Consider the following 16,170-nt stretch of genomic DNA (forward strand, 5'->3'; position numbering starts at 1 on the left):
GGCACTTTTTAGACATTTTTTTGGATGGTTTCAAGCGTTGTTCGATCTGTCGCTTTTATAAGCTTCACTAATAACTCTTTAGCTGCTGCATAATCGTCTGTGTGAATGATTGACGCTGAAGTATGAATGTAGCGAGAGCAAATTCCAATTACTGAGCTTGGAATTCCTTCATTGGCTGTATGTACTCGTCCTGCATCTGTTCCACCTTGTGAAACAAAATATTGATACGGAATATTATGTGTTTCGGCTGTATCCAATATAAATTCACGCATACCACGATGAGTGACCATGCTCTTGTCTAGAATACGTAATAATGTTCCTTGACCAAGCTGGCCAAACTCATTTTTATCGCCTGTTGCATCATTGGCCGGACTGGCATCTAGTGCAAAAAATAAATCTGGTTTGATCATCGTTGCTGCTGTCTGTGCTCCTCGCAAACCAACTTCTTCCATCACTGTAGCGCCTGAGAACAATTGGTTCGGTAGTTTTTCATCTTTTAGTTCTTTTAAAAGTTCAATCGCTAAGCCACAGCCATAACGATTATCCCATGCTTTCGCCATAATTTTCTTATCATTAGCCATTGGAGTAAATGGGCTGAATGGCACAATTTGTTGCCCAGGTTGGATGCCAAGTGCCAGTGCATCTTGTTTATCATCGGCACCAATATCAATCAACATGTTCTTAATGTCCATTGGCTTACTGCGAAGTTCTTCGCTTAATAAGTGTGGAGGAATAGAGCCGATCACACCTGGAATTACCGTGTCGCCTGCCATAATGTCTACACGCGTAGCTAGCATCACTTGGTTCCACCAGCCACCTAAAGGCTGAAAACGAATCATGCCATTATCGGTAATTTGGGTGACCATGAATCCCACTTCATCCATATGGCCAGCAACCATAATACGCGGGCCGTCTTCTTGACCATCTTTAACGCCGAAAACGCTTCCTAAATTGTCTTGAAGCAAGCGGTCAGCGTATTTCCCCAGCTCCTGTCGCATAAATTTACGGACAGCGTGTTCATTTCCTGGTGCTCCTGGTAGTTCGGTTAAGATTTTAAACATTTCAAGAGTTTCAGTATGCATATTAAAATTCCCCCTAATTCATTTACCTTTATCAAGTTTAGTGCTTTTATCAGATAATTTCCAGTTTTATACTCTCTTTTTTAAAATAACTAGACTTTCAAGCTTTCATTTCGTCCTTCAAAATATTTATGGTACAATTTATCCACTAAGCAGAGGAGGGATTTTAGTGAAAAATCGTGATTTACTTATTGGATTTGCTACAGGCATCGCAGCTTCGTATTTAGCAAAAGAAGTCTATAATCGTACAGAAAAGCTATATCCAGCAGATGACGTATTAAAAGAAGTTAAATCTGCATTTAAAGAAGAAGGCCCTATTGATGGTTCTTGGATTTTTATGAAAACCGAGCCTTATAAGCAGCATGCATTAACAACCGAAGTCTATAAAGGCGGTATTACTCGCCATAAAGAAGATGAACTTCAACAATTCGAATTTTTAGCTGATGCTTTTACCGGTGCAGTGATCGAAGTAAAACAAGTATAAAAAAAGGAGCCCATAGGCTCCTTTTTTTATAGATTTTTTTCTTTCCGCTCTAGTGCTTCGACAATTTCTTTGCCGTCTGTACTCCACTTCAGAATGCGGTAATACGCATCGTGATAAAAACTAAAATAATAGCCGTTTTCCAATGCTTCTTTCATCAGCTTTTCTTTTGCGTAAATTGAATCCATCGGGTAATCATCAAAAGCTAACACCCATAATGGATTTTGATGCGCGTGAGTTGGCATGATGTCGGCCATATGCAAAATTGTTTCATGGCCACTAGTCATTTTGATGACACTATGGCCATCTGAATGACCTCCGGTATGAATGAGCGTGATAGCATCAAACAAGGTTTTTTCACCTTCAAAAGTTTCGACTTGATCGACAATAGGTTGCCAATTTTCTTTCCAGTAAGTGTTTCGTGAGCGGATATTCGGATGTTGCATTTCATTCCATTCTACTGCTGATACATGGATTTTAGCATTTGGAAAAGTAGACACCAGCTCTTCGCCTTGCCATTTCGTTAACCCCGCTGCATGATCGCCGTGAAGATGAGTCATTAAGACGGTATCAATATCTTCAGGTGCTAGCCCAAGCTCCGCCAAATCTTCTTCTACTCGCGACTGCTCAGAAACACCTAGGTTCCGCAACTGACGCTCTGTCAATTTGCCATCACCAAGACCGCTGTCGATTAGTATATTATGACCTTCAAACTGGACAAGTATAGGATGTGTTGGTAATTCAATTTGATTTTTTTCATTGGTTGGATAACGTTTTGACCAAATGACTTTTGGTACTACCCCAAACATCGTACCGCCGTCCAAAAAAGTCGTGCCCCCATCAAGCCAAGTTAAGTTCATCTCGTGAAATTGAAATGTCTGCATTCCCTTATCCCCCCTATTATGATCAACTACCTGAAAACTGTGCTTCCATTCGGTAAATTGGTTGGCCTTTTTTCGAGAATTTTTCTTCGTACTCGGTCATGATGTTCCATTCAGGCTCATTGTCATGAAGATCCAATGACACCTCTTTTAATAACATACCATATTCAGAAATACTCGTGAGTGAATATTCGAACAGGTTTCTATTGTCAGTCTTAAAGTGAATTTCGCCTTTTTTAGGTAATACGGCTTCATATAATTTAAGAAATGATTCATGTGTCAACCGGCGTTTTGCGTGACGTGTTTTTGGCCACGGATCCGAAAAATTTAAGTAGAGTCTGTCCACTTCACCTTTTTCGAAATAATCAGCAATTTTTTTTGCATTAACTTTTAAAAGCCGTAAGTTTGGAACGCCGTTTTCTTGTTCAAGAACTGTCTCAAGAGCTGTGACGATGACACTATCAAACAGTTCGATGCCGATGTAGTTGATGTCTGGATTTGCTTTTGCCATTCCAATAATAAAGCGGCCTTTACCGGTCCCTGCTTCGATATGAAGCGGCTGATTATTGCCAAAAACTTCGTTCCACTTGCCTTTTTGTTGTTCTGGATCTGGTATAACAATCTCCGGGTGATTATCGAGCAAATCTGCTGCCCATGGTTTAAAACGTGATCTCATGTTTCATCCTCTTTCTATTTATATAAGCTGAGCTAGTAATTCTAACCTGTCGCAAACCAGTACCTGCATCACGAAGCGTACTTTGTCATCGGCAACTGTTATTGACTTAAAACTCCTTTTAATTCAACTTATATAGTCGGTTAATTTTATTGATTGCCAATCGGTTTGACTTACTGTGTAGCTGACTAAATCGTTTGCTGGGCTCATGCCAGCATCATCTCCATCTACATGACGGCATACTGGCTTTTCGGTCGAGAGCCAAAATTCTGTGCTGCTCATTTGAGTAACTTCTTTGAAACGTGTATGTGCTCCGCTGAATACCGTACCAAAAACCAGCAATAGTTTCAAACGGGAAATTTTGTGAACGACCGTCAATTCAAGTAAACCATCGTCCGTTTTTGAGGAAGGCGAGATTTTCATGCCCCCACCAAAATAAGGTTGGTTGTTGACAGTCGCTAACCAAACGTCTTTGTAAGTAACTAGATTACCGTCGCATTTTACAGACAACGTAAACTTCTCGAATTTCAATAAAGTCCGGATGACATAGACAACGTAAACTAATTTCCCTAGACCCAGTTGGTTTAGTTTTTTCTTAAGAGGTGACCGGTTAACCGAAATGGATATTTCTGCATCAAAGCCGATACCTGAACTGCTAACAAACTGAAAAGCTTTGCCGTTAGTGAATTCACCAAGGTCTTGCCGTTTGGGTAACGGCTTGTGAAGAAATTGTTCAATTGCCTGCGCATCTGTAAAAGTGCCGTAAGCACGTCCAAAATCATTGCCTGATCCTGCTGCTATTGAACCAACAATCAATTTTTCAGATCCTGCTGCACCTGCAATAATTTCACGCAGCGTACCATCTCCACCAAAGCCGATTAAGAGAGCAACTTGTTTACTTTCCCGGTAGTTTGCAGCAATAGCTAAGGCGTGTCCAGAATATGTAGTGACGACTTGTTCGAATGGAAACTGAATTGTTTTCTCAAAGCGGCGCCATCTTTTCAAGGCTCGACCATTCCCAGCTGCAGGATTAATAATAAATACTATTTTCATAAACACTCGCCTTCGGATGTATTAGATGGGTCTTTAAAGCGGATAATCGAAGATCTTTTGATAACGTGGTATTTCTTTCATTGCAATTCGGAACAGTGAAAACTCCGTCACTTCAAATTGCATCTGATCAATTGAAAATTGTGGTTCTGCAGGCACGCCTCCTGCCCATTTACTAGCCAATGTGATATGCGGCACGAATTCTTTCAGGTTTGGACTCACCTGTAGTGAATCCAAAGCATGGACAATTTGTCGCTGAAGCACATTTAATTCTTCACAACTTTCAAGAGAGGCATAAATTATACGTGGAGTTACCGGGTTACCGAAAGTCTTAATGCCATTCACTGTTAGTTTAAATGGCTGCTGATTGGTTCTGGCTAGTAGTTTTTCAATTTGACCTATTTCGCCATTCACATCTTCGCCAATAAACAGTAAGGTAATATGCATATCTTGAGCTGGGGTTTGCCTTTTATGACTTTTCAACTTCCAACTGTCTCGTTCTGCAACTAAGTTCTCTGCAATGTTCTGTGGAATTTTTATGCCAATAAAGTAATGTGGTTTCATTTAACGTCACCTCGCTTCAGTTTACCATGTGCACGGGTACAAAAAAATAGTGATTGGCTTGAGCCAATCACTTTTCTTCTGATAAATGATGGATTACGATTTTACGCCGACTCCAATGCGCGCTTCAAAAGCCGCCTGTAATTTACGCGTCAATTCTCCAGGAACACCTTGACCGATTTTTTTATCACCAATTGCGACAACTGGCATTACTTCAGTGGTCGTTGAAGACATGATAAATTCGTCCATTTCAAGTGCTTGAGCTTTTGTGAAAGGTGTTTCTTCTACTGGAATTTCCAACTCTTCGCATAATTCAAGAATTACACGTCTCGTAATGCCATTTAAAATAAGGTTGTTAGCAGGATGGGTATAAAGGATGCCGTTTTTAATGCCATACATATTCGATGAACAGCCTTCTGTCACGGTTTCACCACGGTGCAAAATCGCTTCAAAATATCCTTCTTCATAAGCTTCTTGTTTCGCTAGTACATTGCCGAGCAGGTTCAAGCTTTTAATGTCACAACGCAACCAACGAATATCTTCGATAAACTTCGCCGTTACTCCAGACTCTAAACTCCCAACTGGACGCTCTACTGATTTCGTATTGCCGGTAATCACAGGATTTGCTTGTGTTGGGAATTGATGCTGTCGTTCTGCAGCGCCGCGCGTAACTTGAACGTATACCTGACCGTTATCAATCATGTTCAATTCCACAAAATCATACATCATTTTATGAAAAACATCTTTTGTATAGGGAATAACAATTTTGATTTTATCAGCACTTTCATAGAAACGGTCAATATGTTCTTTTGCTGTAAATAAGTTGCCGTCATAAACACGAATGACCTCGTAAATACCGTCTCCAAACTGATAGCCACGATCTTCTTTCGAAATCACCAAATCCTCTTCACGAATAAACTCACCATTATGCAATATCAAATCCATATCTAATCCCTCTTCCCTTATTTTTTACAAGCCAATTGATAAATTGCTTCTGCGTAAATTGCAGTTGCTTTAACTAAATTGTCGATATCGACAAATTCATCTGCTTGGTGCGCAACGTCCGGCTCACCTGGAAACAGCATACCAAATGCTACACCTTTATCAAGTACGCGCGCATATGTGCCCCCACCAATAGCAAGAAGGTCTGCTTTGTCACCTGTTTGTTTTTCATAGGCATTTTGTAGCGTCTTGATAAATGGATCGTTTCCATCCACGTAATGAGGAGGAGAATTGGACGCTATGTCCAGAACAAAATCCTTGAGTCGATAAGCCGCGATCTTTTCTTCAAATGGATAACTGATGGAATACCGCATGCTGACTGTAATCATCGCTGTTTTCTTTTTCTCAAAGCGAATAATTCCCGCGTTAAATGTCGTATTTCCTGATTGTTCATCCATAAACTCCAGTCCCAGTTTGCGACCACGCGAATCTTGATAAAACGTATCCGCGACAAATGCCACAAATTTCTGGCCATCGCCTTCTAAGCGATCTTTCAAAAATAATGCCAGTAAAACCCCTGCATTGACACCGTCTTCAGGCTCCATGGCATGGGCTGACTTTCCATTTAACGTCAACTCGGTCGAGCCGTTATGCTGTTCGACGACTCCTGTAACATTGTGTTCTTTGCAAAACGCTTTAAAATCTTCCTGCCATTCTGCTAGTTGGCCATTTAAAATAGCGGTTGCTTGGTCAGGCACCATATTGGTTCGATGACCTGCAATAAAAGATTCTAAAATCGCATCTTCATGCATGGAAAATGTTGAAAACACCAAGGTTGCGATCCCCTTTTCAGCATTGATGATTGGGAAATCCGCATCTGGTGTAAAGGCAATAGAGGGCATTTCTTCTGTTTTAAAATAACGATCCATGCAGCGGAACTCACTTTCTTCATCGGTTCCAATAATCAACCGCACGCGTTTTGTAAATTCTACGCCTGCTTCTTTTACCATGTTCAAAGCCGTCCATGCGGCAATTGTCGGACCTTTGTCGTCGATCGTGCCTCTGCCATAAAGTCGACCATTTTCAATTTCTCCACCAAATGGAGCTTTTGTCCATCCACTTCCCACTGGCACAACGTCAACGTGTCCTAAAATACCGAGCAATTCTTCACCTTGCCCAATCTCAAGATGCCCTGCAATGTCCCCTACATTTTTTACTGAATAGCCCTGAGTTTTCCCTTTTTTTAAAAACCAATCCAATGCCTGTTTAACTTCTTTTCCAAAAGGAGCCGTTGGTGTTGTGTCGTCACTTAACACGCTGGGAATCGCCACTAATTCCTGTAATTCTCTCAGCATGGTCTCTTTGCGTTTGTTAGCTTCTAGCAGCCAATCCATGGTTCACACTCCTTTTTGTTATGGCTATTGTACACCTTTTTCCATCAAATTAAAGAATTTGTGACAATTTGCATAAAAAATTCTGTCTTTCTATTGTTATTTTTGTGTAAAGATAGAGGGAAATCCTAGAATTCGAGATGTTTTTCCGGTATACTGGAATTGTCAGACTAGTCAAATTGACACACTATTTTAGGAAAAGGGGCTGTCTTTGGCATCAATCATAAACCAGCTGTATAAATCTCAGCCTATCGTCCGCTAGTCTTTGCCAATGGGAAAAAAGATGAAGGAGTGGTTCTATTATTATGAAACCCACAACCGATCGCATGCTCATTCGAATTAAAGATATGTATAAGTACATTCTCGACAACGGGACTGTAACGACGCAAGATCTTGTCGATGAATTCGGCATCACTCCTCGCACCATTCAAAGAGATTTGAATGTGTTAGCCTTTAACGACTTGGTGACCAGCCCAACTCGAGGCAAATGGACAACGACGCAACGGAAAGTGAAAATGACGTCTTAAACAATTTCCTAAACAAAGAAAATGACCGCAGCTATGCGGTCATTTTCTTTGTTTTAAACTAGTTACTTCTTCTTCCGTCAAATGACGGTATTCTCCAAGACCAAGCTCTGGATCAAGACTCAGAGGCCCCATCGACAAACGTTTCAAATAAACTACCCGCTTGCCGACACTTTCGAACATCCGTTTAACTTGATGGAATTTGCCTTCAGTAATCGTCAATTCGATTTTAGATTCGGCACCACTCTCAATTATATTTAAACTAGCTGGCTTCGTCACGTAACCATCGTCAAGCGCTACACCTTTTTTGAATGCTTCTGCATCCTCTTCTGTGACTTGTCCTTCAATTACTGCATAGTAAGTTTTGTCTACATGCTTTTTGGGTGATAATAATTCATGGGCTAACTTGCCGTCATTCGTCAGCAACAAAAAACCTTCAGTATCTTTGTCCAGTCGCCCAACTGGAAACGGCTCGAAATGCTGTTCTTGTTCTCCCAATAAATCGATTACCGTTTGGTCGTATTTATCTTCGGTTGCAGAGATGACGTCTTGCGGCTTGTTCATCAGCAAGTAGATAAACTCAGTATAAACAACCGCCTCGCCTTCTACTGCTACTTGATCTGTCTGTTCATCTACATGTATTTTTGGATCACGGACAATTTCCCCGTTCACTTCCACTGCAGTTGATTTCAGTAGGATTTTAACTTCTTTTCTAGAGCCAAAACCCATATTCGAAAGGAATTTATCTATGCGCATTGTGTCACTCCTAAAAGCCTAATTTCCGAGAAATTTTCGTTATTTTTGACCCCATTAACTTTTGTGCTAGTCCTGTTTTCAGTCCAAGATAACCATAAACAACTATTCCCACACCACCAACTAAAAGCAAGCGCAACATTGATAATAATTTATTGTCCATGCCTATAAATAGATCTAATCCCGACATCGCTAAGAAAACCGCTCCCGCCATAATCACGTTTAAGATGACGATTAAAATAACACGTCTTCCAACCATTTGCGAACGGTAATTCATGGTTTTAGCGATGACCACCATGTTCATACCAATCGCTACTAAATAGCCAATAATCGTTGCAGCAATAGCACCGTCTGTTTCAAAGCGTTCGATCAACGGTGTATTTAATACTGCTTTTAATAATAAACCTATCGACAAGTTGATAATAATCCATTTTTGTTTGTTAATCCCTTGTAAAATAGAAGCAGTGACTGGAAAAGCTGAAAATAAAATTGCTACTGGTAAATAATGTGCCAGGATTTCAGATCCAACATCACTGACTTCGTAAAAGACATGGTATAACTCATCAGACAGCATCGTCATACCGATAACAGCCGGTAATGTCAAGAATAGTAGTAACTGTATTGATTGATCGAGTGTTCGCGATACTTGAAGATATTCACGACGCGTAAAATGTTTGGTGATCAATGGAATCAATGCCATTGAAAATCCAGTTGCGAGCATCACAGGAATCATGACTAGCTTATGAGCAGTCAAATTTAGAATTCCAAGAAGATCGATTTCAGAGACATTCCCACCCGAGCTCATCGCTCGGTTAAATGTCATCAAATCAACAAATTGGAATAATGGATTGGCAATTCCTAGGAAAATAACTGGAACCGCGTAAATCAAAATCTCCTTGTACATATCACGTAACTTTACATCGTACGATTCAACGGAGTTCGCTAACAGACGATTATATTCAGGCTTTTTCTTTTTCCAGAAATAAGCTAGTGTCACAACACCACCAAGTGCCCCAACTGCAGCTGACAACACAGCAAATTGAATCGCCGTTTTTGGTGTACCTCCGAAGATATAAATTACTGCATAAGATCCGCCTAATAGGAAAATAATACGAACGATTTGCTCCACTAACTGTGAAACAGCGGTCGGCATCATGTAATTATAGCCTTGGAAAAACCCTCTCCACAAACTCATAAACGGCACGACAATTAATGCAAAGCTGACCCAGCGAATGGCTTCAGTAATGTCGCCTACTGAATAAATAAGCTCATCTTCAGAAATGGTGATGCGCGCTAGTGGTTCTGCGAAGATATAAAGTAAAAGAAACGACACAAAACCAGTAATCATCATTGTCAAAAGACCTGACTTTAATAATCGCCTACCGGTTTCATAATCACCGAGAGAATTGTATTTCGCGGTAAATTTCGAGAACGCAATCGGTGCACCGGAAATAGCCAGTGCCAGCATCAAGTTATACGGGATATACGCATATTGATAAAGTCCGATATTGTCTTTTCCTACCATGCTATAAAACGGGATGATATAAAGAACGCCAAGGATTTTCGATAAAAATAGACCCAAGGTTAAGATGGCTGTACCTTTAATTAATGATGACATTTTACACTTCCTGACTTGTTCGTGATAAAAACAATCTACACGATAGTTTACACCTATAGAAGAAATTACTCAACGTGTTTCGCTGCATCGTGTATACTTGAGAGAAAAACGAAAGCGAGTTCTTATTCTATGTATGACGTTATAATCATAGGCGGAGGTTCCTCCGGCTTAATGGCATCTATTGCCGCAGCTTCGATTAACCAAAAAGTATTGCTGATCGAAAAAGGTAAAAAGTTAGGAAAAAAATTAATTATATCTGGCGGTGGACGTTGCAACGTCACCAATCGATTGCCACTCGATGAAATTGTTAAACACATTCCAGGGAATGGACGTTTTCTTCATAGCCCCTTTTCTGTATTCGATAACGAAGATATTATTTCCTTCTTTGAAGGACTTGGTGTTGCCCTAAAAGAAGAAGACCATGGCCGCATGTTTCCCGTTTCTAATCGGGCACAGGACGTAGCAGATGCCATGTTTAAAGAAATGGAACGACTCAACGTCACCATTTTATTGGATTCACCCGTGAAAAAATTATTAATGACCGATGAAAAAGTAACCGGTGTCCGTCTGCACACTGGTGAAGAATATACGGCGAAAGCAGTGGTTGTAGCGGTTGGAGGCAAAGCCGTGCCACAAACTGGCTCTACTGGAGACGGCTACCCGTGGGCAGAAAAAGCAGGTCATTTGGTGACAGAGCTTTATCCAACTGAAGTACCACTTTTATCAAAAGAACCGTTTATCGTCAGTCGCGAGCTTCAAGGTTTGGCTTTACGTGATGCCGCTGTAACCGTATTAAACAAAAAAGGCAAGGTGCTTGTCACGCATCAAATGGACATGCTGTTTACGCATTTTGGATTGAGCGGTCCTGCAGTTTTGCGCTGTAGCCAATACGTTGTCAAAGAAATGAAAAAAAATGGTGGTCACCCAGTTGAAATGCGTATCAATACCTTGCCAGATGAAAATGCAGAATCTGCCTTTCAGCTGTTAAACAATATGATGAAAGACGAACCCAAAAAATCATTGAAAAATGTTTGGAAAAGTTTAGCGCAAGAGCGTTGGTTGCTGTTCCTTATGGGCCGTGCAGAAATTGATCCATTACTGACTGGTGCCGAATTGCCAAGTGACAAAGTACGCGCAATGGCTCAACAGCTAACCGCTTTTACAATGTTCGTTAACGGTACACAATCGATTGAAAAAGCGTTTGTTACGGGTGGCGGTGTATCGATCAAAGAAATCGAACCCAAAACGATGGCTTCTAAAAAGAAACCTGGATTGTATTTCTGTGGTGAAATTTTAGACATTCACGGCTACACGGGTGGCTACAACATCACGTCTGCATTAGTCACAGGCAACGTAGCCGGACAAAGCGCAGCACAATTTGCCAAAGAAAGTTAAAGAGAAGGCGGAGGTTAAACGCTATGGGTGATGTAACCGAGTATGTTCTGTTGCTAGTCTACTCCCTTCCACTGCTCATCATTTTCGGCGCCTTGTTAATTGGGCGTGCTTTTGGTAAAAAGAAAAAGAGTTAGTTTTCAAACAAATAAGAAGTGTCTATTTTGAATAATCTGCTCTAAGTGATTGCTTTTCACTCGTTCTCTTAAAAGCCTTTAGTCTATTTTTTGTACCATTAAATCACACTAAAGCTTATGTCCTATCAAAATTGGCCAAAGCAGTTCATAAAGACAAACAAGCTACTGGTAACAACACAAAAGAGGCAGACCGGAATTTCTCCGATCTGCCTCTTTTGTTATTCGTTTTAATAAATGCTACCGGAAGACTCCGCTTTTCTTTGTCCAGACTTTGTCTTCCAGCTCCTCGAGTCTTAAGTCAGCCCAGCTGTGTGGCAAAACGCCACTTCGCCAGTCTGTCTTAAGCTTGTCGGAGCTACCGGAAGACTCCGCTTTTCTTTGTCCAGACTTCGTCTTCCAGCTCCTCGAGTCTTAAGTCAGCCCAGCTGTGTGGCAAAACGCCACTTCGCCAGTCTGCCTTAAGCTTGTCGGAGCTACCGGAAGACTCCGCTTTTCTTTGTTAGCCTACTACGATGTTAACTAATTTCCCTGGAATGACGATGACTTTACGTACTTGTTTACCTTCTGTCGCTTTCTGGACTTGTTCGTCTGCAAGTGCAGCTGTTTCTAGTTGTTCTTTTGAGCTGTCTTTAGCGATTGTCAGCTTAGTTTTTACTTTGCCGTTTACTTGAACTACAACTTCGACTTCATCGTCGACCATTTTCGATTCATCGAATTGTGGCCAATTTTCGTAAGAAACAGATCCTTCATGACCCAATTTCTGCCACAGTTCTTCTGCTACGTGAGGTGCGATTGGCGACAGTAATTTCACAAAGCCTTCTACGTATTCTTTCGGAATCGAATCGACTTTGTAGCCTTCATTGATGAACATCATCATTTGTGAAATAGCCGTGTTAAAACGGAGTCCTTCAAAATCGTCCGTGACTTTTTTTACGGTTTGATGATAAACTTTTTCCATTTTGCCATCGTTGGTGTCCGTGACTTTCGCACTCAATTGATCTTCATCCATCAATAAGCGCCAAACGCGGTCTAGGAATCGACGAGAGCCATCTAGTCCGTTTGTCGACCAAGCAATTGATGCTTCAAGTGGCCCCATAAACATTTCGTACATACGTAATGTATCTGCACCGTGGCTTTCGATAATTTGGTCGGGGTTGACGACATTGCCTTTTGATTTCGACATTTTCTCGTTTCCTTCGCCCAGAATCATACCTTGGTTAAACAATTTCTGGAAAGGTTCTTTTGTTGAAACTACACCGATATCGTAAAGCACTTTATGCCAGAAACGGGCATACAGCAAATGAAGCACTGCATGCTCTGCACCGCCGATATAAACATCGACCGGCAACCAGCGTTTCAATAGTTCTGGGTCTGCCAACATTTCGTCATTCGTTGGATCGATAAAGCGCAAGTAATACCAGCAGCTTCCTGCCCATTGTGGCATCGTGTTGGTTTCGCGGCGCCCTTTCATGCCTGTTTCTGGATGAACAATATTGACCCAGTCCGTAATATTAGCAAGCGGTGATTCACCAGTTCCACTTGGCTTAATATCCGTCGTTACCGGCAACATCAATGGCAAATCTTGTTCTTCAACGGGTGTCATCGTGCCGTCTTCCCAGTGGATAATTGGAATCGGCTCGCCCCAGTAACGTTGACGGCTAAACAACCAGTCACGCAAGCGGTACGTAATTTTCTTGTCGCCGACTTTCTTGTCAACTAGCCATGCAATGGCTTTTTCGATTGCTTCTTTTTTGTTCAATCCATTAAGGAAATCAGAATTGATCAATTCACCATCGCCAGCATAGGCCTCTTCTTTGATATTGCCACCTGATACAACTTCCACAATTGGCAAATCGAATTGCTGAGCAAATTCATAATCGCGCTCGTCGTGAGCAGGAACCGCCATGATGGCACCTGTTCCATAAGTTGCCAATACATAATCGGCAATCCAAATCGGCATTTTCTCACCACTTGCTGGATTTGTTGCATAAGCGCCTGTGAAAACACCAGATTTGTCTTTTGCCAAATCAGTACGTTCCAAATCACTTTTCGTTTTCACGTCATCAATGTATTTTTCAACAGCCTGTTTTTGTTCTACTGTTGTAATCGCAGCTACTAATTTATGTTCAGGGGCTAGTACCGCATAAGTCGCACCAAAAATCGTATCCGGGCGTGTCGTAAATGCGCGGAAAGAATGTTCCGTGTCTGCTACTTGAAATTCCAGTTCTGCGCCTTCTGATTTACCAATCCAGTTGCGTTGCATATCTTTCAAGCTTTCTGGCCAATCCAAGTCTTCCAAATCTTCAAGAAGACGATCTGCATAATTTGTAATACGCAACACCCATTGGCGCATTGGACGACGCTCAACCGGATGACCTCCACGTTCTGATTTGCCATCAATGACTTCTTCATTTGCAAGAACCGTACCGAGTGCTGGGCACCAGTTAACCGCTACTTCGTCAACATACGCCAGTCCTTTATTATACAATTGAATAAAAATCCATTGTGTCCATTTGTAATAAGACGGATCTGTCGTGCTAATCTCACGGTCCCAGTCATATGAAAATCCAAGTTCTTGAATTTGACGTTTAAAGGTTTCAATGTTTTTAGCTGTAAATTCAGCTGGGTCATTTCCAGTATCCAGTGCATATTGCTCTGCCGGCAGACCAAATGCGTCCCAGCCCATTGGGTGAAGAACGTTGTACCCTTGCATGCGTTTGACACGACTTAAAATGTCCGTCGCCGTATAGCCTTCTGGATGTCCTACGTGAAGTCCAGCACCTGATGGATACGGGAACATATCTAGTGCGTAAAACTTTGGTTTTGATGGGTCATCCACCATTTTAAACGTCTTATTATCTTGCCAATATTTTTGCCATTTTTTCTCAACTAGTTTGTGATTGAATGTCATTTCCGATTCCTCCTCAAAATAAAAAAATCCCGTCCCTTAAAAATAAGGGACGGGATTTTCCCGCGGTACCACCCAAATTAGCGATTGCTCGCTCAACTTGATTCCTTAACGCGGAAAACGGTGTATCTTACTTAGTTTCACATACACGGACTCCAAGGCGAGTTCACTTGCGCATTTTACCAGCTTGCACCTACCGCCGGCTCTCTGTCAAAAACACACAAACTACTAGTCCTCTTCACTGTCATTGGTTATTGTCTCTATTTTAGACGAAGCGCTGTTTTTTCGCAATAGCTTAAGAAACTTTGACGTTTTTCGTATTCAACGGTGCGTCTGTAGAATCGATGATATCTTGAACAGTAAAGCCTTCAAATACCTCTGACAACACTAAACCCTCTTTTGTTACTTCAATCACTGCACGCTCTGTGATGATTTTGTTGACCACGCCTTTGCCAGTTAACGGCAAATCACATTGTTTTTTGATTTTAGCAGACCCGTCTTTTGACACATGATCCATAATGACAATGACTTTTTTGGCACCATGCACTAAATCCATCGCTCCGCCCATGCCTTTAATCATTTTGCCAGGAATCATCCAGTTGGCTAAGTCGCCGTTTTCAGCTACTTCCATTCCACCAAGAATGGCGACATCAATATGTCCGCCGCGAATCATCGCAAAAGATTCCGCACTGGTAAAGAAAGACGATCCTGGGATTGTCGTTACGGTTTCTTTTCCAGCATTGATCAAATCCGGATCTACATTGTCTTCTGTCGGATAAGGGCCGATTCCTAAAAGTCCATTTTCTGATTGAAGCACAACACTTTTGTTATCGGAAATGAAATTCGCTACCAAAGTCGGCATACCGATTCCTAAGTTAACGTAATCGCCATCGTTGATTTCTTTTTCAGCGCGTTTTGCAATGCGTTCTCTGACCAATTGTTTATCCAATATTTCTCCACCCTTTCTTAAACAGTGCGTGTTGTAAGACGTTCGATCCGTTTTTCCTGATCTGCTTGAAGCAAGCCTTGTACATAAATGCTTGGCGTTTGAACGTGATTCGGATTGATGTCACCGATTTCCACGATTTCTTCCACTTCCGCAATGGTAATTTTTCCAGCTGCTGCAGCAAGCGGATTGAAGTTTTGTGCCGTTTTGTTGTAAACCAAGTTCCCCATCTTATCAGCTTTATGTGCTCTCACCAAAGCAAAGTCAGCTCTTAATGCGTGTTCTAGTACGTGTTCTTTGCCGTCAAATTCGCGAATTTCTTTGCCTTCTGCAACAGTTGTACCAACCCCAGCTGGTGTAAAAAATGCTGGAATTCCAGCTCCACCTGCGCGCATTTTTTCAGCAAGTGTTCCTTGCGGTGTCAATTCCACTTCGATTTCGCCCGACAATACTTGACGTTCGAATTCTTTGTTTTCACCCACATAAGAACCAATCATTTTTTTTATTTGTTTGTTTTTAAGTAGCAGTCCCAGGCCCCATTCGTCTACACCGCAGTTATTAGAAATGACGGTCAGATTGGTTACCCCTTTATCAACTAGTGCTAAAATAAGTTGTTCAGGTATGCCTACTAACCCAAAACCGCCCACCATAATTGTGGCACCGTCTTGAATTTGTTCAACTGCCTCTTTTGCAGAACTGTAAATCGGTTTCATTCCATTATGCCTCCTCTGACTCATCAACTAAAAAGTAATTAGTAAAACGCTTCCATAACCAATTTAAACAAACTATCGCACTAAACGCAATATTCATAAATATCGGCACTACATTTCACTA

The 16,170-nt window shown here is 41.4% G+C and carries 15 protein-coding genes and 1 other annotated feature; of the genes, 3 read left to right on the plus strand and 12 right to left on the minus strand.

The window, feature by feature from the left end; genetic code table 11:
• Positions 1-8: 8 nt before the first annotated feature.
• Positions 9-1,082 (minus strand): M42 family metallopeptidase, encoded by a 1,074-nt coding sequence (locus FQ085_RS08025; RefSeq protein WP_058385778.1) that lies wholly within the window; start codon positions 1,080-1,082, stop codon positions 9-11.
• A 166-nt stretch (positions 1,083-1,248) separates the two neighbouring features.
• On the opposite strand from FQ085_RS08025, the gene FQ085_RS08030 reads away from it, so the two are divergent.
• A complete protein-coding gene (locus FQ085_RS08030) occupies positions 1,249-1,563 on the plus strand; it encodes a PepSY domain-containing protein (protein ID WP_058385779.1) in 315 nt (104 codons plus the stop codon).
• 26 nt (positions 1,564-1,589) lie between these two features.
• On the opposite strand, the gene FQ085_RS08035 is transcribed toward FQ085_RS08030, so the two are convergent.
• The 6 genes from FQ085_RS08035 to pepV all read right to left on the minus strand — a co-directional run bounded on the left by FQ085_RS08035 (position 1,590) and on the right by pepV (position 7,061).
• Positions 1,590-2,444, minus strand: a complete 855-nt coding sequence (locus FQ085_RS08035; protein ID WP_058385780.1) for a YtnP family quorum-quenching lactonase — start codon at positions 2,442-2,444, stop codon at positions 1,590-1,592.
• 22 nt (positions 2,445-2,466) lie between these two features.
• Positions 2,467-3,117, minus strand: coding sequence for a tRNA (guanosine(46)-N7)-methyltransferase TrmB (gene trmB / locus FQ085_RS08040; RefSeq protein ID WP_149456352.1), 651 nt, complete (start codon positions 3,115-3,117; stop codon positions 2,467-2,469).
• Between the two features lie 123 nt (positions 3,118-3,240).
• Positions 3,241-4,167: a diacylglycerol/lipid kinase family protein gene (locus FQ085_RS08045; protein ID WP_058385782.1), complete on the minus strand. Its 927-nt coding sequence runs from the start codon at positions 4,165-4,167 to the stop codon at positions 3,241-3,243.
• A gap of 33 nt (positions 4,168-4,200) precedes the next feature.
• On the minus strand, positions 4,201-4,728 hold the full coding sequence (gene thpR, locus FQ085_RS08050; protein WP_262499774.1) for an RNA 2',3'-cyclic phosphodiesterase: 528 nt from the start codon (positions 4,726-4,728) through the stop codon (positions 4,201-4,203).
• A gap of 93 nt (positions 4,729-4,821) precedes the next feature.
• Entirely contained in the window at positions 4,822-5,670 is an 849-nt protein-coding gene (gene dat, locus FQ085_RS08055) for a D-amino-acid transaminase (protein ID WP_149456353.1), read from the minus strand.
• 17 nt (positions 5,671-5,687) lie between these two features.
• Complete coding sequence (gene pepV, locus FQ085_RS08060; RefSeq protein WP_058385784.1) at positions 5,688-7,061, minus strand: dipeptidase PepV; 1,374 nt, start codon at positions 7,059-7,061, stop codon at positions 5,688-5,690.
• A gap of 302 nt (positions 7,062-7,363) precedes the next feature.
• Here pepV and FQ085_RS08065 point away from each other — a divergent pair, with 302 nt between their 5' ends.
• Positions 7,364-7,585, plus strand: coding sequence for a DeoR family transcriptional regulator (locus FQ085_RS08065; protein WP_058385785.1), 222 nt, complete (start codon positions 7,364-7,366; stop codon positions 7,583-7,585).
• A 39-nt stretch (positions 7,586-7,624) separates the two neighbouring features.
• On the opposite strand, the gene FQ085_RS08070 is transcribed toward FQ085_RS08065, so the two are convergent.
• Together FQ085_RS08070 and FQ085_RS08075 are read right to left on the minus strand one after the other, a co-directional pair.
• On the minus strand, positions 7,625-8,338 hold the full coding sequence (locus tag FQ085_RS08070; protein WP_058385786.1) for a pseudouridine synthase: 714 nt from the start codon (positions 8,336-8,338) through the stop codon (positions 7,625-7,627).
• Positions 8,339-8,348: 10 nt separating this feature from the next.
• On the minus strand, positions 8,349-9,953 hold the full coding sequence (locus FQ085_RS08075; RefSeq protein ID WP_071154612.1) for a putative polysaccharide biosynthesis protein: 1,605 nt from the start codon (positions 9,951-9,953) through the stop codon (positions 8,349-8,351).
• Positions 9,954-10,082: 129 nt separating this feature from the next.
• On the opposite strand from FQ085_RS08075, the gene FQ085_RS08080 reads away from it, so the two are divergent.
• On the plus strand, positions 10,083-11,348 hold the full coding sequence (locus FQ085_RS08080; protein ID WP_149456354.1) for a BaiN/RdsA family NAD(P)/FAD-dependent oxidoreductase: 1,266 nt from the start codon (positions 10,083-10,085) through the stop codon (positions 11,346-11,348).
• Positions 11,349-11,981: 633 nt separating this feature from the next.
• On the opposite strand, the gene leuS is transcribed toward FQ085_RS08080, so the two are convergent.
• From leuS to FQ085_RS08095, 3 genes are all read right to left on the minus strand, one after another.
• Positions 11,982-14,393, minus strand: a complete 2,412-nt coding sequence (gene leuS, locus FQ085_RS08085; protein WP_149456355.1) for a leucine--tRNA ligase — start codon at positions 14,391-14,393, stop codon at positions 11,982-11,984.
• Between the two features lie 42 nt (positions 14,394-14,435).
• Positions 14,436-14,641 (minus strand) — a binding site (T-box leader).
• Between the two features lie 44 nt (positions 14,642-14,685).
• Positions 14,686-15,339 (minus strand): 3-oxoacid CoA-transferase subunit B, encoded by a 654-nt coding sequence (locus tag FQ085_RS08090; RefSeq protein WP_149456356.1) that lies wholly within the window; start codon positions 15,337-15,339, stop codon positions 14,686-14,688.
• A gap of 17 nt (positions 15,340-15,356) precedes the next feature.
• Positions 15,357-16,049 carry a CoA transferase subunit A gene (locus FQ085_RS08095; protein WP_058385791.1) on the minus strand — a complete coding sequence of 231 codons (693 nt, stop codon included), beginning with the start codon at positions 16,047-16,049 and terminating at the stop codon, positions 15,357-15,359.
• Between the last annotated feature and the right edge of the window lie 121 nt (positions 16,050-16,170).

The organism is Planococcus sp. ANT_H30, assembly GCF_008369335.1.
Classification (GTDB): domain Bacteria; phylum Bacillota; class Bacilli; order Bacillales_A; family Planococcaceae; genus Planococcus; species Planococcus kocurii.

What these genes read in the sequence shown, in the direction of transcription:
- FQ085_RS08065 (WP_058385785.1), top strand. Translation starts at nt 7,364, where the DNA reads ATGAAACCCACAACCGATCGCATGCTCATTCGAATTAAAGATATGTAT.
- FQ085_RS08075 (WP_071154612.1), bottom strand. Translation starts at nt 9,953, where the DNA reads ATGTCATCATTAATTAAAGGTACAGCCATCTTAACCTTGGGTCTATTT.
- FQ085_RS08095 (WP_058385791.1), bottom strand. Translation starts at nt 16,049, where the DNA reads ATGAAACCGATTTACAGTTCTGCAAAAGAGGCAGTTGAACAAATTCAA.
- FQ085_RS08070 (WP_058385786.1), bottom strand. Translation starts at nt 8,338, where the DNA reads ATGCGCATAGATAAATTCCTTTCGAATATGGGTTTTGGCTCTAGAAAA.
- pepV (WP_058385784.1), bottom strand. Translation starts at nt 7,061, where the DNA reads ATGGATTGGCTGCTAGAAGCTAACAAACGCAAAGAGACCATGCTGAGA.
- thpR (WP_262499774.1), bottom strand. Translation starts at nt 4,728, where the DNA reads ATGAAACCACATTACTTTATTGGCATAAAAATTCCACAGAACATTGCA.
- dat (WP_149456353.1), bottom strand. Translation starts at nt 5,670, where the DNA reads ATGGATTTGATATTGCATAATGGTGAGTTTATTCGTGAAGAGGATTTG.
- FQ085_RS08025 (WP_058385778.1), bottom strand. Translation starts at nt 1,082, where the DNA reads ATGCATACTGAAACTCTTGAAATGTTTAAAATCTTAACCGAACTACCA.
- leuS (WP_149456355.1), bottom strand. Translation starts at nt 14,393, where the DNA reads ATGACATTCAATCACAAACTAGTTGAGAAAAAATGGCAAAAATATTGG.
- FQ085_RS08035 (WP_058385780.1), bottom strand. Translation starts at nt 2,444, where the DNA reads ATGCAGACATTTCAATTTCACGAGATGAACTTAACTTGGCTTGATGGG.
- trmB (WP_149456352.1), bottom strand. Translation starts at nt 3,117, where the DNA reads ATGAGATCACGTTTTAAACCATGGGCAGCAGATTTGCTCGATAATCAC.
- FQ085_RS08080 (WP_149456354.1), top strand. Translation starts at nt 10,083, where the DNA reads ATGTATGACGTTATAATCATAGGCGGAGGTTCCTCCGGCTTAATGGCA.
- FQ085_RS08045 (WP_058385782.1), bottom strand. Translation starts at nt 4,167, where the DNA reads ATGAAAATAGTATTTATTATTAATCCTGCAGCTGGGAATGGTCGAGCC.